Below are 19,125 nucleotides of genomic sequence, written 5' to 3' on the forward strand. Positions count from 1 at the left end.
CCCGCCGGCGCCCCAAGCTGCAAACCGAAACGAGCCCGCTCCGGCGTCGCCCAAGGAGGCGCCGGCGCCGAAGCGTGCGCCGATCATGCGCCAGTTCGAGCTGATCGAGGCGGTCAAGGCCTATGACCCGACCGCCGACGAGGCGCTGCTGAACCGCGCCTACGTCTATGCGATGAAGATGCACGGCTCGCAGCTGCGGGCCTCGGGCGATCCCTATTTCGCCCATCCGATCCAGGTCGCGGGCATACTGACCGACTATCGGCTGGACACGGCCACCATCGTCACCGCCCTGCTGCACGACGTGGTCGAGGACACCTCGGCGACGCGCGACGACATCGCGGGGATGTTCGGCGAGGAGGTCGCGGTCCTGGTCGAGGGCGTGACAAAGCTGAGCCGTCTGGAACTTCAGGCCGAGCACACGCGCCAGGCCGAGAACCTGCGCAAGTTCATCCTGGCCATCAGCCGCGACGTGCGCGTGCTGCTGGTCAAGCTGGCCGACCGCCTGCACAACATGCGCACGCTCCAGTTCGTGAAGCCCGAGAAGCGTGAACGCATCAGCCGCGAGACCTTGGAGGTCTATGCGCCGCTGGGCCGGTCGATCGGCATCCACTCCATCGCCTCCGAACTGGAAGAACTGGCCTTCACCCACTTGAATCCCACGGCCAAGACCGCGATCGAGCGGCGGCTGGAGGCGCTGAAGCTGGAGCACGGCCAGGCCATCGAGGGGGTGTCGCACGAGATCGAGCGCGTCCTGGCCGAGGCCGGAATGGCCGCGCGCGTCTTCGGCCGGCAGAAGACGCCCTATTCGATCTGGCGCAAGTTGCAGCGCAAGTCGGTGGGCTTTTCGTCCCTGTCGGATATCTATGGTTTCCGCGTGATCGTGGAGGCCGAGGACGACTGCTATCGCGCACTGGGCGTGATCCACCGCGCCTGGCCGATGGTGCCGGAGCGGTTCAAGGACTTCATCTCGACGCCCAAGTCGAACAACTACCGCTCTCTGCACACGACGGTGGTCGGGCCGCGCGGCCTGCGCATCGAGATGCAGATCCGCACCGAGGACATGGACCGGATCGCCGAGGACGGCGTGGCGGCGCACTGGCGCTACAAGAACTCGTCCTATGGTTTCGATCACGAGGCGATGGAGAAGGGCGGGGGCCGCGATCCGCTGCAGAACCTGCGCCATCTGGTGCAGGTGATCGAGCACGGCGAGGGCGGCGAGGACTGGGTCGAGCACGCCAAGCTGGAGATGTACCTGGACCAGGTGTTCGTCTTCACGCCCAAGGGCCGGCTGGTCACCCTGCCGCGCGGGGGGATGCCGCTGGACTTCGCCTACGCCGTCCACACCGAGGTCGGCGACACGGCGGTTGGGGTCAAGATCAACGGCGAACTGAAGCCGATGCGCACGCCGCTGCAGAACGGCGACGTGGTCGAGGTGATCACCGGCGCCAAGCGCGAGGTGCCGGCCGACTGGCGCAGCCTGACCGTGACCGGCCGCGCGCGTTCGGCCATCCGCCGCCACATCCGCACGACCGAGCGGGAAGAGTTCATCAAGCTGGGCCGGACGGCGCTGGAGCACACGCTGACGCGGGTGGAGAAGGCGCTGGCGGACGTGTCGCTGAAGCCGGTTCTGGAGACCTTCGCGGTGGCCTCGGACGAGGATCTGTTCGAGGCGTTGGGCCGCGGCCGGGTGTCGCCGACCGTGGTGGCCGAGACGCTGTTCCCGTCGCTGAAGGGGCGGCTGAAGGCCGGGCCGGAGAAGCAGCGGATCAAGGACGACAAGGCGCGGCTGTTCGTGCGGGGCGGGGGCCTGACGCCCGGCGTCAGCGTCCATTTCGGCCAGTGCTGCACCCCGGTGCCGGGCGACCGGATCGTGGGCATACTGGAGCCCGAGGTCGGCCTGACCGTCCACACCATCGACTGCCAGACCCTGGCGGACTACGCCGACGACGATTCAGTCTGGCACGACCTGCAATGGACGCCCGAGGCCGAGCAGCGCGCGGTCGCCGCCGCCCGCCTGCGCGCCACCATCCGCAACGCGCCCGGCGTTCTGGGGCAGGTGACGACGCTGATCGGCGAGGCGGGCGGCAACATCATCAACCTGTCGATGGCGCACCGCCAGCAGGACTTCTTCGACGTGGACGTGGATGTCGAGGTCGAGGACGCCAAGCACGCGACCATGATCATGGCCGCCCTGCGGGCCAATCCGTCGGTCGACAACGTCGAGCGCGCGCGGGGCGGATGAAGGACGACCGTCGCAAGGCCAATGCGGCGCAGATGGCGTCGCCGTCGTATCGCATGGCGGCGATGGACCAGGACTTCTTACTGGGCGATTCCATGCGCGGCGTGCGCTTCCTGATGGAATACGCCAAGGCCGAGGAGGCGCTGCGGGCGTGGGGCGTGCGTTCCACCATCGTCGTGTTCGGCAGCGCGCGGGTGCGCCAGGACGCCAGCTGGTACGAGCAGGCGCGGGCCTTCGGCCGGCTGGCTTCGGAACGGGGCGGGGCGTTGCGAGGATCGGTCGGCGAGCCGCGCGACAACGTCATCGCCACCGGCGGCGGGCCGGGGATTATGGAAGCGGCCAATCGCGGCGCGGTCGACGCCGGCGCGCCTTCCGTCGGCTTCAACATCACCCTGCCGCACGAGCAGGAGCCGAACGCCTATTCGACGCCGGAGCTGACCTTCCGCTTCCACTATTTCGCGATGCGGAAGATGCACCTGGCCATGCGCGCGAACGCGTTGGTGGTGTTTCCGGGCGGGTTCGGCACCTTCGACGAACTGTTCGAGCTCCTGACCCTGCGCCAGACCGGCAAGGCGCCGCCGATCCCCGTCGTGCTGTTCGACAGGGCCTATTGGACCGAGGTCATCAACTTCGACGCCCTGGCCCGGTACGGCATGATCGCCGAAAGGGACCTGGACCTGATCGGATTCGCCGAGGACGCCGAAGGCGTCTGGGCCGAACTGCTGGCGCGAGGCCTTCGGCCGCACGAAAACATCGACTGAAGCGTCGCCGGAGGGTTCATCCGCGCGCGGTCCGGGTCTAGAGACGACGGATGAACACCGAAGACGTCCTCAACGAGTTCCGCGACGCCGGCGCCCTGCGCGAAGGCCATTTCGTCCTGTCGTCCGGGCTGCACAGCCCGGTCTTCCTGCAGAAGAACCTGGTCTTCATGGACGGGGCCCGGTGCGAGCGGCTGTGCAAGGCCCTGGCCGAGAAGATCACGGCCCAGGTCGGCGAGGTCGACGTCGCCATCTCTCCGGCCGTCGGCGGGATCATTCCCGGCTACGAGACGGCCAAACACCTGAAGGTCCGTTCGATGTACGTCGAGCGCGAGGGCGGCGAGTTCAAGCTTCGGCGCGGCTTCTCGGTCGAGCCGGGCGAGAAGGTGGTGATGGTCGAGGACATCGTGACCACCGGCCTGTCGTCGCGCGAATGCATCGCGGCCATCCAGGCGGCGGGCGGCGCGGTGGCGGCCGCCTGCATCGTCGATCGCTCGGGCGGCAAGGCGGACGTCGGCGTGCCGCTGATCGCCCTGGCCTCGATGGAGGTCCCCGCCTATCCGGCCGACGCCCTGCCGCCGGAACTGGCGGCCCTCCCGGTCGAGGATCCGGGCAGCCGACGCCTTTCGAAATGATCTTTTCTTCCCCTCATCCCGGCGGAGGATAGCGTGAGACAGAGGGTCCGCCTCGGCGTCAACATCGACCACGTCGCCACCGTGCGGAACGCGCGGGGCGGGACGCACCCCGATCCGGTCCGCGCCGCCGAGGCGGCGCTGGCGGCGGGGGCGGACGGGATCACCGCCCACCTGCGCGAGGATCGCCGCCACATCACCGACGCCGACATCGACGTGCTGAGCGCGCTTTGCGCCCGCGCGGGAAAGCCGCTGAATTTCGAGATGGCGGTGACGGAGGAGATGCTGGCCATCGCCCTGCGCCACCGGCCCCACGCCGCCTGCCTGGTGCCCGAGCGTCGCGAGGAACTGACGACCGAGGGCGGCCTGGCGGTGGCCGGCCATGAGGCGCGCATCGCCCCGTTGGCCAAGGCCCTGGCCGACGCGGGCATCCGCGTCTCGCTGTTCATCGAGCCGGCCGAGGACCAGGTCGAGGCCGCCGCCGCCGTGGGCGCGCAGGTGGTGGAGTTCCACACCGGCCGGTACTGCCACCTGGCCGATCCGGGCGAGCGCGAGGTCGAGTTCGAACGCCTGGCCGCCGCGGCCGCCCAGGCCGACATCCTGGGTCTGGAGGTCCACGCCGGTCACGGCCTGGACTACGACACCGCGCCGCGCATGCTGGCGATCCCGGAGGTGCGGGAGCTGAACATCGGCCACTTCCTGATCGGCGAATCGATCTTCGTCGGCCTGGACGCCGCCATCCGCCGGATGCGCGCGGCGATGGACGCGGCATGATCGTCGGGGTCGGCGCCGACCTGTCGGACATCCGGCGCATCCAGGCGTCGCTGGACCGGTTCGGCGAGCGGTTCAAGCAGCGCTGCTTCACCGAGCTGGAGCGCACGCGCTCGGACCGGAAGCCCGACCCGGCCTGGAGCTACGCCAAGCGGTTCGCGGCCAAGGAGGCCTGCGCCAAGGCGCTGGGCACCGGAATGCGCGCCGACGTCTATTGGCGCGACATGGGGGTGGTGAACCTGCGTTCGGGCCAGCCGACCCTGGCGCTGACCGGCCACGCCGCCGAACATCTGGCGCGTCTGACGCCGCCGGGCCATGAGGCGAAAATCCACCTGACGCTGAGCGACGAACATCCGTATGCGCTGGCTTTTGTCGTCATCGAAGCCTTGCCGGTGGCGTAATCGCGCTATACCCGTCCGCTGACGACCGCGACCCTGCGGCAAAGGATGCCTGATCGCATGAGCGAAGCCGAAAAGCCGCACGCCGACCGCGCGGTCGAAACCTCCGACACCGCCGGCGACGGCCCGGTGTACGCCGCCGGCGCCGCGCCGGGCGGCAAGGCGAAATCGGCCGGAAACGAGACCCTGGAAGTCATCAAGACCGTGGTCTTCGCCCTGCTGATCGCGATGGTGCTGCGCATCTTCCTGTTCCAGCCCTTCACCATCCCCTCGGCCTCGATGGAGCCCAACCTCTACGAGGGCGACTACATCGTCGTGTCCAAGTGGTCGTACGGCTATTCCAAGCATTCGATCCCGTTCAGCCCGCCGCTGTTCGACGGCCGCATCCCCGCCGGAGCGCCCGAGCGGGGCGACATCGTGGTGTTCAAGCTGCCGCGCGACAACAAGACCGACTTCATCAAGCGGGTGATCGGCCTGCCGGGCGACCGGGTGCAGATGATCGCCAACAAGCTCTACATCAACGGCCAGCCGGTGCAGGACGTGGTGGTCAGCCAGGGCGAGATGCAGGACATCTTCGGCCCGCGCCCGATCACCGAGGTGCGCGAGACCCTGCCCAACGGCAAGACCTTCATGACCCAGGACTTCGGCCCCGGCGGCGACCTGGACGACACGCCCGTCTATCAGGTGCCGGCCGGCCACTATTTCATGATGGGCGACAACCGCGACAACTCGATCGACAGCCGCGTCGATCCGCTGAACGGCGTGGGAATGGTCCCGGCCGAGAACCTGGTCGGCAAGGCGCAGATGATCCTGTTCTCGTGGGAGCCGGGCTCGTCGCTGTGGAACCCGGTCAGCTGGTTCCGGGTGCGGCTGGACCGCTTCTTCACCGTCCTGCACTGATGGCGAACGCCCGCGCCGAGGCCGTGGTCGCGCTGGAGGCGCGGCTGGGCCACGCCTTTCGGGACCACGCCCTGCTGGAGCGCGCCCTGACCCACGCCAGCGTCAGCGAGGGCGCGCCGCCCGGCGCGCACGGCGCACGCGACAACGAACGGCTGGAGTTCCTGGGCGACCGCATCCTGGGGCTGCTGACGGCCGAACGACTGTTCCGCGACTTTCCGGCGGCGGACGAAGGGCAGCTGTCCTCGTCCCTGCACGCCCTCGTCGACAAGGCCGCCTGCGCCAAGGTGGGCGAGGCGTGGGGCGTGGGCGCGGCGCTGCGCCTGTCGGCGGGCGAGACCAAGACCGGGGGGCGGCGCAAGGCCGGGGTCATCGCCGACGCCGTGGAGGCGATCCTGGCGGCGGTCTATCTGGACGGCGGGCTTGAGGCGGCGCGTGGGGTGTACGAGCGGGGCTGGGCCGGCGATCTGGCCGCGCCCCCGCCGCGCAGCCTGACCAATCCGAAGTCGGCCCTGCAGGAGTGGGCGCAGGGGCAGGGGCGGCCGTTGCCGGCCTATCGCGTGGCCCAGCGCACGGGCTCCGATCACGCCCCGACCTTCACGGTCGAAGTGACCGTGCAGGGCGTCGAACCCTTGACCGCACAGGGGCGTTCGCGTCAGGAGGCGGAGAAGGCCGCCGCGACGGCGCTGCTGAAACGTGAAGGCGTGATTTGACCGAGACCCCCAACCCCGCACAGCGCGCCGGCTTCGCCGCGATCATCGGCGCGCCCAACGCCGGCAAGTCCACCCTGGTGAACCGGCTGACGGGCTCGAAGGTCTCCATCGTCACCCAGAAGGTCCAGACCACGCGATTTCCGGTGCGCGGCATCGCCATGGAAGGCGACGCGCAGATCGTTCTGGTCGACACGCCCGGCATCTTCACCCCCGTCGGCGGCTGGACCGGGCCATGGTCGCGTCCGCCTGGGGCGGGGCCGAGGACGCCGACATCGTCGTGCACCTGATCGACGCCCAGTCGCACATCAACGCCGAGGGACGCGAGGGCACGGCCGCCGACCGCCGCTCGGCCGAGGACACCGAGACCATCATCGCCAATCTGCAGGCGACGGGGACCAAGGTGGTGCTGGCGCTGAACAAGATCGACGGCATGCGCCGCGACACGCTGCTGGCCCTGTCGCAAAAGCTGTTCGAGAGCGGCGTCTATGAAGAGGTCTATATGATCTCGGCCGCCAACGGCGACGGCGTGGACGACCTGAAGCAACGCCTGGCCCGCTCGATGCCGGAAGGACCCTGGCTGTATCCCGAGGATCAGGCCGCCGACGTGCCGGTTCGCGTGCTGGCCGCCGAGATCACGCGCGAGAAGGTCTATCTGCGCGTCCATGAGGAACTGCCCTATTCGGCGGCGGTGGAGACCACCAGCTTCGAAGACCGCGCCGACGGCTCGGCCCGGATCGAACAGACCATCTATGTCGAGCGTGAAAGCCAGCGCCCCATCGTCCTGGGCAAGGGCGGCCAGACGCTGAAGTGGATCGGCCAGAAGGCGCGCGAGGAGCTGAACGAGATCCTGGGCCGCCCGGTGCACCTGTTCCTGACGGTGAAGGTCGATCCGAAGTGGCAGGATTCCCGCGCTCTCTACGCTCAATTCGGCCTCGATTTCGACGTCTGATCGCGTCGTGTTCGAAGTGCCGCGTAAAGCCGGGGGCACCCCCGCACCGTCATCGCCGTTCTCGCCGCCCTGGCGTTGGGCAGCGCCGTCTGGGCCGGGGTGGCGACGGCGAACCGGCCCCCGCGCGACGCGGTTCTGGCCTCCCTGCGGCCCCAGACGCCGCCCCGGCCGCCGGTCGTCGTGATCGAGGATCTGCCCAATCTGGCCGAGCGGCTGGATCGGGAAGCCGCGGCGCACCGCTTCATGGGCGCGGTCCTGGTGGCCAAGGGCGACCGCATCCTGTTCCGCCAGGTGTATGGCAAGGCGAACTACGAGGCGGATCAGCCGCTGAGGCTGGACTCGCGGTTCCGGCTGGCCTCCATCTCCAAGCAGTTCACGGCCGTGGCCATCCTGAAGCTTCAGGATGAGGGGCGGCTGAGCATCGGCGATCCCGTCTGCAAGTGGATCCAGCCGTGCCCGGAGGCCTGGGCGCCGATCCGCATTCACCACCTGCTGTCGCACACCTCGGGCATTCCCGACCTGATGGCGCGCGGGGTTGGGGGCTGCGCCGGGTCACGCCGGCGACGCTAGGCGAACTGACTGAGGATTCAAAGGCTTTCCGGCTGCAGTTCGAGCCGGGGTCGAAAATCCGCTACAACAACGCCGGCTTCAACCTGGCGGCGGCCATCGTCGAGAAGGCCAGCGGCCGACCGTTCGAAGCCTATATGAACGAGGCGCTGTTCGGCCCGCTGGGCCTGAAGGACACCGGGCTGGACCTGGACGGCGGGGATCACGGCGTCGTCATGGGCTACGCCAACTTCCCGGGCGGCCTGGCGCCCCAGCCGAACGCCAACACCTCGATCGTGGCCGGCGCGGGGGCCGTCTATTCGACCCTGGACGATCTGCTGGTCTGGCAGCGCGCCCTGCACCGCGGCGAGGTGCTGAAGCCGTTCAGCTATCAGCAGATGCTGAGCGATCATTCCCCCGAGGACACGCCCAAGGAACGCGGCCGGCCGCACCGCGCCTGGGGCTACGGCATCTTCTCGAACCGGCTGGGCGAACAGGTCACGCCGTCCTTCGAGGACCGCCAGATCTACCACACCGGCAGCTGGGGCGGCTTCCGCAACCTGATGCTCTATCAGCCCGAGGCGGACATTTCGGTGATCGTCCTGTCCAACAACTATCACCTGCGCGACCAGGTGTTCCTGATCGCCGAGCAGGCGATGGCCGAGGCGCTGGGACGGGAGTTTCCAACCGGACTGGATCGCTAGGCCGGCTTCATCGAGCCGGTCTCGATGAAGCGCTGGTGCCAGGACAGGGCTTCGGTCAGCAGGTGCGGCGTCTGCAGGCCGTAAGAGCCCTTCAGGGCGCGCTGGTGATAGTCTTCAAGCGCGTCGCGATAGTCCGGGTGGGCGCAGTTGGCGATGATGACCCGGGCGCGCTGCTTGGGCGACAGGCCGCGCAGGTCGGCCAGGCCCTGTTCGGTGACGATGACCTGGACATCCTGGGTGATGTGATCGACGTGGCTGGCCATCGGCACGATGGCCGAGATGGCGCCGCCCTTGGCCGTCGAGGGGGTGACGAAGCACGAGATGTAGGCGTTGCGCGCAAAGTCGCCCGAGCCGCCGATGCCGTTCTGGATGCGCGAACCCATGACGTGGGTGGAGTTGACGGCCCCGTAGATGTCGGCCTCGATCAAGCCGTTCATGGCGATGCAGCCCAGCCGGCGGATGATCTCCGGGTGGTTCGAGATTTCCTGCGGCCGCAGGATCAGCTTGCCCCGGAACTGGTCCATGCGGCTGTTCAGGTCGGCCGCGGCCTCGGGGCTGAGCGAGAAGGCGGTGGCCGAGGCGACGGTCAGCTTGCCGGCATCCAGCAGGTCCAGCATTCCGTCCTGCAGCACCTCCGTATAGGCGGCCATCCGTTCGAAAGGGCCGTCCAGAAGCCCCGCCAGCACGGCGTTGGCGACATTGCCGACGCCCGATTGCAACGGCAGCAGCGACGACGGCAGCCGGCCCGACTTCACCTCGTGCTTCAGGAATTCGATCAGGTGGCCGGCGATGGCGCGGGCGTTCTCGTCCGGCGCGGCGAAGGGCAGGTTGCGGTCCGGGGCGTCGGTCTCGACGATGGCGGCGATCTTGGCCGGATCGATGCGGAAGGTCGGCTGGCCGATCCGCTGGTCGGGCCGGGTCAGGGGGATCGGCACGCGGTCCGGCGGCAGGGCGGTGCCGTAATAGACGTCGTGCATCCCCTCCAGCGCCGCGTTCTGCCAGGCGTTGACCTCCAGGATCACGCGCTCGGCCCGGTCCAGCCAGGTCTTGTTGTTGCCGATGGAAGAGGAGGGGACCAGCGAGCCGTCCTCGTGGATGGCCGAGACTTCGACCACGGCCGTATCCAGCGGCCCCAGAAATCCCTGCCAGGCGGCGGGGGCGACCTGGCTCAGGTGCATGTCCAGGTATTCCATCTGGCCCGTGTTGATCTTCTCGCGGGCGATGGGGTCGGAGTTGTAGGGCAGGCGGAACTCGATCCCGTCGGCCTTGGCCAGGGCGCCGTCCAGTTCCGGCCCGGTCGAGGCGCCGGTCCAGACCCGCACCCGGAACGGATCGCCCGCCGCATGGGCCGCCTCGATGCGCGTCGCGAGCGCCGGCGGCACCGCCTTGGGATAGCCCGAGCCGGTGAAGCCGCTCATGCCCACGGTCGCCCCGGGGGGAATCAGGGCGGCGGCGTCCTCGGCGGATACGACCTTGGAGCGCAGGGACGGGTTGCGGATACGCGACATGGTGTTGTCGGGGCTGCGGTCGGGGAGGACCTAAGTGCGGCGGTGCTAGGCGGCGCAGTATCCCCGATCCATTCGACCTTGGTCGAGTCCGGCCGATGCGCGCTCAGGCCTGGGACGGCTTCCAATCCGGCCCTCCGTTCGTGTTGACCATCCACGGCACGCCGAACTTGTCGGTCAGATTGCCATAGCCGGGCGACCAGAAGGCCTCGCCGAAGGCCATGCCGACCTTTCCGCCTTCGGCCAGGGCGTCGAAGGCGCGCCTCGCCTCGTCCAGGTCCTCGGTGTGCAGCATGACGTCGAAGCCGTTCTTGGGCTTGTCGATATTGGGCGCGACCTCGGGCGGCATGTCGGCCCCCATCAAGGCCTGGTCTCCGAACTCCAGCCAGGCGTGCATCAGCCAGTCCTGGTATTTGGGGTCGACGGGCGACTCCCCGGGGACGTCGCGGAATGCGAAGGCGGTCACCTTGCCGCCCAGCACCTTGGCGTAGAAGTCGAACGCCTCGCGGCATTCGCCCTGAAAGCTCAGGCTGGTCACGATCTTCATGGTCGTCTCCTTCGGGCGGCCGGGCGCTGCGCCAGGCTGTTCGCGGGCTTGCAGCTTACCATCCGGCGCTCGGATTCCCGAGTGTTCGGAGAACGGTCGGCGGCCAGCGATTCGACCGACCCGTCGAAGGCGGCGCGGAACGGACGCCTCCGCGGCGGGTTGGCAGCGAAACGCCGAAAGGAACGCCATGAAAGCCCTGGTCCTGAACTGCACCCTCAAAGCCTCGCCCGAGACGTCCAGCACTGAGGCGCTGGCGCGCGTCGTCATGCAGGAACTGGCGGACGGGGGGGCCGAGACCGACCTGGTCCGCCTGGTCGACCTGAACATCAAGCCGGGCGTGAAGACCGACGAAGGCGAGGGCGACGACTGGCCGGCGGTGCACGACAAGATCCTGGCCGCCGACATCCTGATCTTCGCCACCCCAACCTGGATGGGCCAGATGTCCAGCGTCTGCCAGCGCGCGCTGGAGCGGATGGACGCCCTGTTCGAGGAGACCGACGACACCGGCCGGCCGGTCGCCTTCGGCAAGGTCGCGGGCGTGGTCATCACCGGCAACGAGGACGGCGCCCACCACATCGTCGCCACCGTCTGCCAGGGGCTGATCGACATGGGCTTCACCATTCCGGGCCAGAGCTGGACCTACTGGCACCTGGGGCCGGGGCCGGGTCCCGACTATGTCGAGACCGATCAGGGCCACGACTATTCCGACCGGGTCGGGCGCAACGCCGCGCGCAACCTGCTGGCCCTGGCCAAGGTGCTGAGGCCCGACACCTATCCTGTTCCCGAAAGCTGAGAACAGGACTAGACGGGGCCATGATCGCCGTTCTCCTCGCCGCCCTGGCCCTGCAGTCTCCCGTTCCCGCGACAGGACCGTCGGCGCCCAGCGACGGGATCGCCCTCGCCGAGGCCGCCTCGCAGGCGGCGGCGACGCTGGACCGGATGCACCAGGCGGCCGCGCGGGGCGACGGCGCGGCCTATTTCGCCCAGTTCGCGCCCGATGCGCGCTTCATCGGGACCGATGCGTCGGAGCGCTGGAGCCTGGATCAATTCCACGCCTACGCCGACCCCGTCTTCGCCCGGGGACGGGGCTGGACCTACCATCCGCGCGAGCGGGCGTTGACCACCGCGGGCGACCTGGCCTGGTTCGACGAGATCCTGGATCACGACGCCTATGGCGTGCTGAGGGGGTCCGGCGTCCTGCGCCGCCGCGACGGCGTGTGGAAGATCGAGCAATACGTCCTCAGCTTCGCCGTGCCGAACGACCGGGCCGAGGCGGTCGTCGACGTCATCCGCGAGGCCGGCGAGCGCCCTGATGGACTTCCACGAGGAGGCCTTCGTCCTGTCCGCGCGGGCGCATGGCGACACTGGCGCGGTCGCGGACCTGCTGACCGAGACGCACGGGCGTCGCTCGGCCTATGTCGCCGGCGGGGCGTCGCGCAAGATGCGGCCCTTCCTGCAGCCGGGGGCGCGGGTCGTCGCCGACTATCGCGCCCGCACGGCCGACCACCTGGGGTCCGCGCGGCTGGAGCCGGTGGGCGAGGGACCCAGCGCTCTGTTCGACGATCCGCTGGCCCTGACGGGCCTGGCGGGCGCGGCGGCGGTGGCGCAAGGGGCCCTGCCGGAGCGGGAGCCGCATCCCGGCGTCTTCCTGGCGTTCGAGGCCCTGATGGGCGCCTTTTCCCTGGCGGCCGTCTGGCCCGCCATCTTCGTGCGCTTCGAGATGGGGCTGCTGGAGGACCTGGGATTCGGGCTGGACCTGTCGCGGTGCGCCGCGACGGGCGTGCTGGACGACCTGATCTACGTCAGCCCCCGCACGGGCCGGGCGGTCAGCCGCGACGCGGGCGCCCCCTATGCGGACAAGATGCTGGCCCTGCCGCCCTTCCTGCTGGGCGCCCAGGCCGGACTGGTCGAGGGGGACGTGCGCGCGGGATTCGATCTGACCGGCCATTTCCTGGAGCAGTTCGTCTTTCATCCGCAGAACCGGCCCCTGCCGCCCGCGCGCGTCTGGATGCTGGACCGGCTGGCGGAGGCCGGGCGGCTGTAATCGCGGGCCTCCGTTGACCTTTGGCGCCCTTCTCGACATAAGGGCGGGCTTCGAGGCGCCGCTCCGCAAGGGGCGGCCTTCTTGCTTTATCCATTCGCGCCGGCCGACCCCTCAGGCCATGCGCCCCAGAGCGTCAGAATCCCGACCATGCAAGTCGTCGAAAAGTCGAACGAAGGCCTCAGCCGCGTGATCGCGGTCACCATCCCCGTCGCGGAGCTGAACGAGAAGCTCGACGCCCGCGTCAAGGAAGTCGCCCCGCAGGTGAAGCTGAAGGGCTTCCGCCCGGGCAAGGTGCCGGCCGCCCACGTCAAGAAGACCTTCGGCCGCGACTTCATGGGCGAGATCATCAACGCCGAGCTGAACGAATCCAGCCAGAAGGCCCTGGACGAGGCCAAGGTCCGTCCCGCCGCCCCGGCCGAGATGAAGCTGACCTCCGACATGGACAAGGTCATCAAGGGCGAGGAAGACCTGGCCTATGAGATGTCGCTGGAGATCATGCCGGACTTCACCCCGGTCGATCCCAAGACCCTGAAGCTGGAGCGCCCGACCTACGAGGCGTCCGACGCCGACCTGGACGAGGCGCTGACGGAACTGGCCGGCCAGGCCAAGACCTACGAGGACAAGAAGGGCAAGACCGTCAAGGCCGCCGAGGGCGACCAGCTGACGATCGACTTCCTGGGCAAGCTGGACGGCGAGCCGTTCGAAGGCGGCGCCGCCGAGGACGCGGACCTGGTGATCGGCTCGGGCCGCTTCATTCCCGGCTTCGAAGAACAGTTGACCGGCGCCAAGGTCGGCGAGGAAAAGACCATCGAGGTCACCTTCCCGGAAAACTACCAGGCCGCCCACCTGGCCGGTAAGACGGCCACCTTCGACATCAAGGTGAAGGCGATCAAGGCCGAGGCCGAATCCAAGGTCGACGACGACTTCGCCAAGCGCATCGGCCTGGAATCGCTGGACAAGCTGAAGGAACTGCTGAGCCAGAACCTGAACCAGCAGTACGCCGGCGCCGCCCGCTTCAAGCTGAAGCGCGCCCTGCTGGACCAGCTGGACGAGGCCCACGACTTCCCGCTGCCGCCCAAGATGGTCGAGGCCGAGTTCGACGGCATCTGGCAACAGGTCGAGGCCGACAAGGCCGCCGGTCGCCTGCCGGAAGAGGACGCCAAGAAGTCCGACGACGACCTGAAGGCCGAATACCGCAAGATCGCCGAGCGCCGCGTGCGCCTGGGCCTGGTGCTGGCCGAAATCGGCCGCGCCAACAACGTCCAGGTCACCGACCAGGAGCTGAACGCCGCCATCCTGCAGGAAGCCCGCAACTATCCGGGCCAAGAGCAGGCCGTCCTGAACTTCTACCGCCAGAACCCCAACGCCGCCGCCCAGATGCGCGCGCCGATCTATGAGGAAAAGGTCGTCGACCTGATCGTCGGCGTCGCCGACGTCACCGACAAGCCGATCAGCAAGGAAGACCTGCTGAAGGAAGAAGACGAGGCGTAAAGCGCTGCATCATTAAGATAACTTCATTGACAGGCGGGAAAGTGGACACTTTCCCGCCTGTTTTCGGTGGCTCGATGCGGCGTCCAGGGGTTGTCGATCATGCAATTGAAGATTTTCTCCACCGCGCTCTTGGCGGCCGCAGCCGTCGCGACATCCGTCTGCGCGCAGAATGCGCCCACGGCTTCCGAAACCCTGGAGGCGCCCGGTCAGGTCACCGATCTTGATCCCATCATTGTGGACGGCACTCGACACCTGTCTGACATTGTGGGAGCTTTGTAGGCGACATCTCTGCGGTTCATGAGCGGAATGGTCAGATCGCGCGCTTTGACGGACGTATCTGCGCGGGCGTGATCGGGTTGCCTGCGGCGCAGGCGCAGATTGTGAATGACCGGGTTGCTCGGGCCGCCCTGCTTGTCGGCCTACAGGTCGGGAGGCCCGGGTGTCATCCCAATGTGGTCGTGGTGGTCACAGATGACTCCGACAAACTGGCTGCGGACTTGGTGGCGCGGCACAAGCTCACATTCCAATATCACGTTGCCTATCAGGAGCGAGGACCGGACTTGCTCGCCGAATTCCAGCGTTCGGGTCGCGCCGTGCGGTGGTGGCATCTGACGGAACGCGACGAGATGGGTCACGACGGCGGATCGAGATTGCGCGCCGCTTACGAAACCGACATCTTCCGCGCTATCATCCTGGTTGACACGCGCCGCACAGGACCCGTGACGCTTGAGGCGCTTGGCGACTATGTGGCGATGACAGCCTTGGCGCGGCTGTCGCCAGACGCCGACCTAGCTGGACTCGACACCGTGCTTTCGCTGTTTGACACGCCGCCGGCTCAAAGGCCGCTGTCGATGACGGGTTGGGACGAAGCCTATTTGCGGGCCGTCTATTCCGGCGACGCCGATACGAGATCGCAATGGTTGCAACAGCGCGATATCGCCAATCGAATGTTGCGTGGCGTCCGGGCTCGAGACTAGCAAGGCAATAGACAAAGCATCTCTGATGCCTCATGATCGTCAGGGAGGTATCCGATGAAGCATTGGGTTGCATTTTCTGTTCTGGCTATTCTCCTGGCGCAGCCTGCGGCCGCCCTGCAGCAAGAGCCTCCCTCGCCTGACGATGACGCAGTCACCGAACTTCCGTCCATCGATGTCAGAGCACGCGCCCGAGGGGATGTGATCGACAATTTCGTTCGGGCGGTCACCGCCTCCCCGGGCTATCAGGGACAGGTTGCCCAGTTCAATGGCAAGGTTTGTCCTGGGATCGTCAATCTGCCGGCGACCCAAGCGCAGGCGATCAATGACCGTATCGCCGGGCTCGCTCTGTCTTTGGGCCTTCAAGTCGGGGAGCCGGGCTGCCAGGCCAACATTCTAGTCATCGCTGCAGACGGTGCTGATCGCGTGGCCTCAGAGTTGGTCGAAATGGAGCCGCGCCTCTTTGGCGGTCGTGATCAATCATGGCGTGCCCGCGAACGGCGAGCCGCCTTCCTTGCGCCCCGACAACCCGCGCGTTGGTGGCACATCAGTCGTGCGGAAACAGGTGTTTTCGCTGGGATGAGCTGGAGCGCGACACCTGCCAATGCAGGACCTGGCGCGACTGACCATGGGCTCTCTGGCACGGGAGCGCCCGTGGGCGGCGGGTATGGCGGAAACATCTTGTCACGAGGCTCCGTCACCAACATCGCCGGCGCTATCGTGGTGCTCGATACCCGAGAGGTCGGCCGGGTCGGCATCAATGCCCTTGGCGACTATATCGCCATGATCGCCCTCGCCCGCTTGGAGCCGAATGCCGACGTCAGCGGGCTGAATACCGTCCTGAATCTTTTTCAAGACGAAGAAACGAGGGTTTCTGTCGAAGGTTTGACGACATGGGATCGCGCTTACCTGGACGGCGTCTATTCCGCGAAACGCGATGCTCTGCACGCCGGCTGGCAGGAGCGGGAGATTGCTCGGTCGATGCAGAGAGCCCTTTCGCGTGACGCTCGAACCGCGCAGGCGGACCAATAAACTGTCGACGCCTTGCGGCCTAGGCGGCGGAACGCGATATGAGAAGGCAACGAGACGCGGCTTTCGAGTCGCGGCCGCCCCTATGCATCCCGAGAAGGCCTGAATGCGCGATCCCATCGATTATCTTCAATCCAACCTCGTGCCCATGGTGGTGGAGCAATCCAGCCGGGGCGAGCGTTCGTTCGACATCTTTTCGCGCCTGCTGCGCGAGCGGATCATCTTCCTGACCGGGCCATTCGAGGACGGCATGGCGTCGCTGATCTGCGCCCAGCTGCTGTTCCTGGAGTCGGAGAATCCGAAGAAGGAAATCAGCATGTACATCAACAGCCCCGGCGGTCAGGTGACCTCGGCGCTCGCGATCTACGACACCATGCAATACATCAAGAGCCCGGTGTCGACCGTGGTGATGGGCATGGCGGCGTCGGCCGGCTCCCTGATCCTGACGGCGGGCGAGGCGGGCCAGCGCATCGCCCTGCCGAACGCGCGGGTCATGGTGCACCAGCCCTCGGGCGGTTTCCGCGGCCAGGCCTCGGACATCGAGCGCCACGCCGAGGACATCCGCTACACCAAGAAGCGGCTGAACGAGATCTATGTCCACCACACGGGCCGGACCTATGAAGAGGTCGAGAAGACGCTGGATCGCGACCACTTCATGAGCGCCGAAGAAGCCAAGGCCTGGGGCATCGTCGACCACGTCTACGATCGTCGCGAGCAGGCCGATGCGGACGGCGTGAAGACCGTCTGATCATTGCGACCAGCAGGACGGACGGGGCCCGGCGGCGACGCCGGGCCCTTCGTCGTCAGGGGCGCTCTCTGAACACGCGAAATCCCGGCGCGTCGGCGATCGCCAGCATCTCGGTGTCGCCGGAGGTGTCGCCATAGGCGGCCGCGAGGCGAACGTCGTCGCCGTAGGCCGCGCGGAGTCGACGCACCTTCTCCTCGCCGCGACAGTTCTGGGTGGCGAAGGCGCCGGTGACCCGGCCTTCGGCGTCGAACACCAGTTGCGTGCCCAGGAGCGCGTCCGCGCCCAGTCGCTGGGCGAAGGGCGCCACGGTCGTCTCGGGCGAGGCGGTCACGATGACGCGAAGGGCGCCGCGCCGGCCCCAGTCGTCCCAGGCGCGCAAGGCGTCGGGCCGCATGAAGCGATCCCACGCCTGGTCGGCGAAGCGCTCGGCGTCCGCTGCAAGGGTCTGGCGCGTGACGCCGCGCAGGAACTCCTTCACCGACGCCGCCTTGATGCGTCCCCGGTCGCGATCGCGGGCGTAGAGGGCCACCGCCGGCGCCATCCTGACCAGTCCCAGGGCCCAGCCGCCCGGGCCGGCCCGCCAGCGCAGAAACTCGGTGAAGCTGTCGCGATCGTCAGCGTGCCGTCGAAATCGAAGGCGACGATCGAACGCGGCTGGCGAACCGCCCCTGGAATCCCCATGTCAGACATTCGCCGTGATCCCCGTGGAAACTGAAACATCCCAAGGCCGCGACCGCCCCGTGTCTTCAACGGGGTTGTGGTGGAACGAGGGATGGGTGATTGTCATTTTTTGAAGACCTTCGCGTTCATGATCATCGAATCAACGCGAGGGAAGCGCGTTTCGCCCCATGTCGGGGCGTATCGCGGGAGTGAGAAGGGTCTATGACCAAAGCAGCCGGCACCGACGCCAAGAGCACCCTGTATTGTTCCTTCTGCGGCAAGAGCCAGCATGAGGTGCGCAAGCTCATCGCCGGACCGACCGTGTTCATCTGCGATGAATGCGTCGAACTGTGCATGGACATCATCCGCGAAGAGCACAAGATCGGGTTCAAGAAGACGTCCGACGGCGTGCCTTCGCCGAAGGAAATTCGCGACGTCCTGGACGATTATGTCATCGGCCAGGCCCACGCCAAGAAGGTGCTGAGCGTCGCCGTCCACAACCACTACAAGCGCCTGAACCACGCGACGAAAAACAACGACGTCGAACTGGCCAAGTCGAACATCATGCTGATCGGGCCGACCGGCTCGGGCAAGACGCTGCTGGCCCAGACGCTGGCGCGCATCATCGACGTGCCGTTCACCATGGCCGACGCCACGACCCTGACCGAAGCCGGTTACGTGGGCGAGGACGTCGAGAACATCATCCTGAAGCTGCTGCAGGCGTCCGACTACAACGTCGAACGGGCGCAGCGCGGCATCGTCTACATCGACGAAATCGACAAGATTTCGCGCAAGTCCGACAACCCCTCGATCACCCGCGACGTGTCGGGCGAGGGCGTGCAGCAGGCCCTGCTGAAGATCATGGAAGGCACCGTCGCCTCCGTGCCCCCGCAGGGCGGGCGCAAGCATCCGCAGCAGGAATTCCTGCAGGTCGACACCGCCAACATCCTGTTCATCGTCGGCGGCGCCTTCGCCGGCCTGGAGAAGGTGATCTCGGCGCGCGGCGAGGGGGCCTCGATCGGCTTCGGCGCCAAGGTCAAGGAGATCGACGAGCGTCGCACGGGCGAAATCCTCAAGCAGGTCGAGCCGGACGACCTGATGCGCTTCGGCCTGATTCCCGAGTTCATCGGCCGTCTGCCCGTGCTGGCGACGCTGGAGGACCTGGACGAGACGGCCCTGGTCACCATCCTGACCGAGCCCAAGAACGCCCTGGTCAAGCAATACAAGCGCCTGTTCGAGATGGAGAATGTCGAACTGACCTTCACCGAAGACGCCCTGTCGGCGGTGGCGGCCAAGGCCATCAAGCGCAAGACCGGCGCGCGCGGCCTGCGTTCGATTCTGGAAGGCATCCTGCTGGAGACCATGTTCGAACTGCCGACGTTCGAGGGCGTCGAAGAGGTGGTGGTCAACGCCGAGGTGATCGACGGCAAGGCCCAGCCGCTGCTGATCTATTCGGAAGCCTCCAAGAAGAAGGCCGACGGCGCCGCCTGATTGCGGCGTTCCGCACGATGATCTTGAGG

Annotated in this window: 20 protein-coding genes and 2 pseudogenes; 19 read left to right on the forward strand and 3 right to left on the reverse strand. The window is 67.5% G+C overall.

Annotation, left to right across the window (positions count from 1 at the left end; genetic code table 11):
• Nucleotides 1–85 precede the first annotated feature (85 nt).
• The 10 genes and pseudogenes from MU852_RS16630 to MU852_RS16675 all read left to right on the forward strand — a co-directional run bounded on the left by MU852_RS16630 (nucleotide 86) and on the right by MU852_RS16675 (nucleotide 8,607).
• Nucleotides 86–2,242: a RelA/SpoT family protein gene (locus tag MU852_RS16630; RefSeq protein ID WP_249750477.1), complete on the forward strand. Its 2,157-nt coding sequence runs from the start codon at nucleotides 86–88 to the stop codon at nucleotides 2,240–2,242.
• Nucleotides 2,239–3,000 (forward strand): LOG family protein, encoded by a 762-nt coding sequence (locus tag MU852_RS16635; protein WP_249750478.1) that lies wholly within the window; start codon nucleotides 2,239–2,241, stop codon nucleotides 2,998–3,000. Before MU852_RS16630 ends, MU852_RS16635 begins: the two co-directional genes overlap by 4 nt.
• A 50-nt stretch (nucleotides 3,001–3,050) precedes the next feature.
• Nucleotides 3,051–3,632 (forward strand): orotate phosphoribosyltransferase, encoded by a 582-nt coding sequence (gene pyrE, locus MU852_RS16640; RefSeq protein WP_249750479.1) that lies wholly within the window; start codon nucleotides 3,051–3,053, stop codon nucleotides 3,630–3,632.
• Nucleotides 3,633–3,665: 33 nt separating this feature from the next.
• Complete coding sequence (locus tag MU852_RS16645; protein ID WP_249750480.1) at nucleotides 3,666–4,403, forward strand: pyridoxine 5'-phosphate synthase; 738 nt, start codon at nucleotides 3,666–3,668, stop codon at nucleotides 4,401–4,403.
• Nucleotides 4,400–4,801, forward strand: a complete 402-nt coding sequence (gene acpS, locus MU852_RS16650; RefSeq protein WP_249750481.1) for a holo-ACP synthase — start codon at nucleotides 4,400–4,402, stop codon at nucleotides 4,799–4,801. Before MU852_RS16645 ends, acpS begins: the two co-directional genes overlap by 4 nt.
• Nucleotides 4,802–4,858: 57 nt before the next feature.
• The gene (lepB, locus tag MU852_RS16655; protein WP_249750482.1) at nucleotides 4,859–5,698 is read left to right on the forward strand and encodes a signal peptidase I; all 840 of its coding nucleotides are present in this window, start codon (nucleotides 4,859–4,861) and stop codon (nucleotides 5,696–5,698) included.
• A complete protein-coding gene (gene rnc, locus MU852_RS16660) occupies nucleotides 5,698–6,408 on the forward strand; it encodes a ribonuclease III (protein WP_249750483.1) in 711 nt (236 codons plus the stop codon). The genes lepB and rnc overlap by 1 nt, the downstream gene beginning before the upstream one ends.
• A pseudogene (gene era / locus MU852_RS16665) lies at nucleotides 6,405–7,357 on the forward strand (GTPase Era). Before rnc ends, era begins: the two are co-directional and overlap by 4 nt.
• Nucleotides 7,358–7,432: 75 nt before the next feature.
• On the forward strand, nucleotides 7,433–7,927 hold the full coding sequence (locus MU852_RS16670) for a serine hydrolase domain-containing protein (protein ID WP_249750484.1): 495 nt from the start codon (nucleotides 7,433–7,435) through the stop codon (nucleotides 7,925–7,927).
• Nucleotides 7,810–8,607 (forward strand): serine hydrolase domain-containing protein, encoded by a 798-nt coding sequence (locus tag MU852_RS16675; protein WP_249750485.1) that lies wholly within the window; start codon nucleotides 7,810–7,812, stop codon nucleotides 8,605–8,607. The genes MU852_RS16670 and MU852_RS16675 overlap by 118 nt, the downstream gene beginning before the upstream one ends.
• Here the strand turns inward: MU852_RS16675 and scpC are convergent.
• Nucleotides 8,604–10,115 (reverse strand): succinyl-CoA:acetate CoA-transferase ScpC, encoded by a 1,512-nt coding sequence (gene scpC, locus MU852_RS16680; RefSeq protein ID WP_249750486.1) that lies wholly within the window; start codon nucleotides 10,113–10,115, stop codon nucleotides 8,604–8,606. The two genes, MU852_RS16675 and scpC, sit on opposite strands and share 4 nt — an antisense overlap.
• A 103-nt stretch (nucleotides 10,116–10,218) precedes the next feature.
• Entirely contained in the window at nucleotides 10,219–10,659 is a 441-nt protein-coding gene (locus tag MU852_RS16685; RefSeq protein WP_249750487.1) for a VOC family protein, read from the reverse strand.
• Nucleotides 10,660–10,846: 187 nt separating this feature from the next.
• Between MU852_RS16685 and MU852_RS16690 the strand changes: the two genes are divergently transcribed.
• From MU852_RS16690 to MU852_RS16725, 8 genes and pseudogenes are all read left to right on the forward strand, one after another.
• Entirely contained in the window at nucleotides 10,847–11,452 is a 606-nt protein-coding gene (locus MU852_RS16690) for a flavodoxin family protein (protein WP_249750488.1), read from the forward strand.
• A 20-nt stretch (nucleotides 11,453–11,472) separates the two neighbouring features.
• Nucleotides 11,473–11,904, forward strand: a pseudogene (locus MU852_RS17610) (nuclear transport factor 2 family protein); the annotation flags it as partial.
• A 67-nt stretch (nucleotides 11,905–11,971) separates the two neighbouring features.
• Entirely contained in the window at nucleotides 11,972–12,703 is a 732-nt protein-coding gene (gene recO, locus MU852_RS16700) for a DNA repair protein RecO (protein ID WP_249750489.1), read from the forward strand.
• Nucleotides 12,704–12,850: 147 nt separating this feature from the next.
• On the forward strand, nucleotides 12,851–14,194 hold the full coding sequence (gene tig / locus MU852_RS16705) for a trigger factor (RefSeq protein WP_249750490.1): 1,344 nt from the start codon (nucleotides 12,851–12,853) through the stop codon (nucleotides 14,192–14,194).
• A gap of 99 nt (nucleotides 14,195–14,293) precedes the next feature.
• Complete coding sequence (locus tag MU852_RS16710; protein WP_249750491.1) at nucleotides 14,294–14,473, forward strand: hypothetical protein; 180 nt, start codon at nucleotides 14,294–14,296, stop codon at nucleotides 14,471–14,473.
• A 68-nt stretch (nucleotides 14,474–14,541) separates the two neighbouring features.
• Nucleotides 14,542–15,171, forward strand: a complete 630-nt coding sequence (locus tag MU852_RS16715; protein WP_249750492.1) for a hypothetical protein — start codon at nucleotides 14,542–14,544, stop codon at nucleotides 15,169–15,171.
• Nucleotides 15,172–15,225: 54 nt separating this feature from the next.
• On the forward strand, nucleotides 15,226–16,200 hold the full coding sequence (locus tag MU852_RS16720) for a hypothetical protein (RefSeq protein ID WP_249750493.1): 975 nt from the start codon (nucleotides 15,226–15,228) through the stop codon (nucleotides 16,198–16,200).
• Nucleotides 16,201–16,303: 103 nt separating this feature from the next.
• Entirely contained in the window at nucleotides 16,304–16,945 is a 642-nt protein-coding gene (locus tag MU852_RS16725; RefSeq protein WP_249750494.1) for an ATP-dependent Clp protease proteolytic subunit, read from the forward strand.
• A gap of 55 nt (nucleotides 16,946–17,000) precedes the next feature.
• Here the strand turns inward: MU852_RS16725 and MU852_RS16730 are convergent, their stop codons facing one another.
• A complete protein-coding gene (locus MU852_RS16730; protein ID WP_347342406.1) occupies nucleotides 17,001–17,534 on the reverse strand; it encodes an HAD-IB family hydrolase in 534 nt (177 codons plus the stop codon).
• Between the two features lie 293 nt (nucleotides 17,535–17,827).
• On the opposite strand from MU852_RS16730, the gene clpX reads away from it, so the two are divergent.
• Nucleotides 17,828–19,096, forward strand: a complete 1,269-nt coding sequence (clpX, locus tag MU852_RS16735; RefSeq protein ID WP_249750495.1) for an ATP-dependent Clp protease ATP-binding subunit ClpX — start codon at nucleotides 17,828–17,830, stop codon at nucleotides 19,094–19,096.
• The last annotated feature ends 29 nt before the right edge of the window (nucleotides 19,097–19,125 follow it).

The organism is Brevundimonas albigilva (assembly GCF_023503965.1).
Lineage (GTDB): Bacteria > Pseudomonadota > Alphaproteobacteria > Caulobacterales > Caulobacteraceae > Brevundimonas > Brevundimonas albigilva.

What these genes read in the sequence shown, in the direction of transcription:
- MU852_RS16630 (WP_249750477.1), top strand. Translation starts at nt 86, where the DNA reads ATGCGCCAGTTCGAGCTGATCGAGGCGGTCAAGGCCTATGACCCGACC.
- MU852_RS16635 (WP_249750478.1), top strand. Translation starts at nt 2,239, where the DNA reads ATGAAGGACGACCGTCGCAAGGCCAATGCGGCGCAGATGGCGTCGCCG.
- pyrE (WP_249750479.1), top strand. Translation starts at nt 3,051, where the DNA reads ATGAACACCGAAGACGTCCTCAACGAGTTCCGCGACGCCGGCGCCCTG.
- acpS (WP_249750481.1), top strand. Translation starts at nt 4,400, where the DNA reads ATGATCGTCGGGGTCGGCGCCGACCTGTCGGACATCCGGCGCATCCAG.
- lepB (WP_249750482.1), top strand. Translation starts at nt 4,859, where the DNA reads ATGAGCGAAGCCGAAAAGCCGCACGCCGACCGCGCGGTCGAAACCTCC.
- rnc (WP_249750483.1), top strand. Translation starts at nt 5,698, where the DNA reads ATGGCGAACGCCCGCGCCGAGGCCGTGGTCGCGCTGGAGGCGCGGCTG.
- scpC (WP_249750486.1), bottom strand. Translation starts at nt 10,115, where the DNA reads ATGTCGCGTATCCGCAACCCGTCCCTGCGCTCCAAGGTCGTATCCGCC.
- MU852_RS16685 (WP_249750487.1), bottom strand. Translation starts at nt 10,659, where the DNA reads ATGAAGATCGTGACCAGCCTGAGCTTTCAGGGCGAATGCCGCGAGGCG.
- MU852_RS16690 (WP_249750488.1), top strand. Translation starts at nt 10,847, where the DNA reads ATGAAAGCCCTGGTCCTGAACTGCACCCTCAAAGCCTCGCCCGAGACG.
- recO (WP_249750489.1), top strand. Translation starts at nt 11,972, where the DNA reads ATGGACTTCCACGAGGAGGCCTTCGTCCTGTCCGCGCGGGCGCATGGC.
- tig (WP_249750490.1), top strand. Translation starts at nt 12,851, where the DNA reads ATGCAAGTCGTCGAAAAGTCGAACGAAGGCCTCAGCCGCGTGATCGCG.
- MU852_RS16710 (WP_249750491.1), top strand. Translation starts at nt 14,294, where the DNA reads ATGCAATTGAAGATTTTCTCCACCGCGCTCTTGGCGGCCGCAGCCGTC.
- MU852_RS16720 (WP_249750493.1), top strand. Translation starts at nt 15,226, where the DNA reads ATGAAGCATTGGGTTGCATTTTCTGTTCTGGCTATTCTCCTGGCGCAG.
- MU852_RS16725 (WP_249750494.1), top strand. Translation starts at nt 16,304, where the DNA reads ATGCGCGATCCCATCGATTATCTTCAATCCAACCTCGTGCCCATGGTG.
- clpX (WP_249750495.1), top strand. Translation starts at nt 17,828, where the DNA reads ATGACCAAAGCAGCCGGCACCGACGCCAAGAGCACCCTGTATTGTTCC.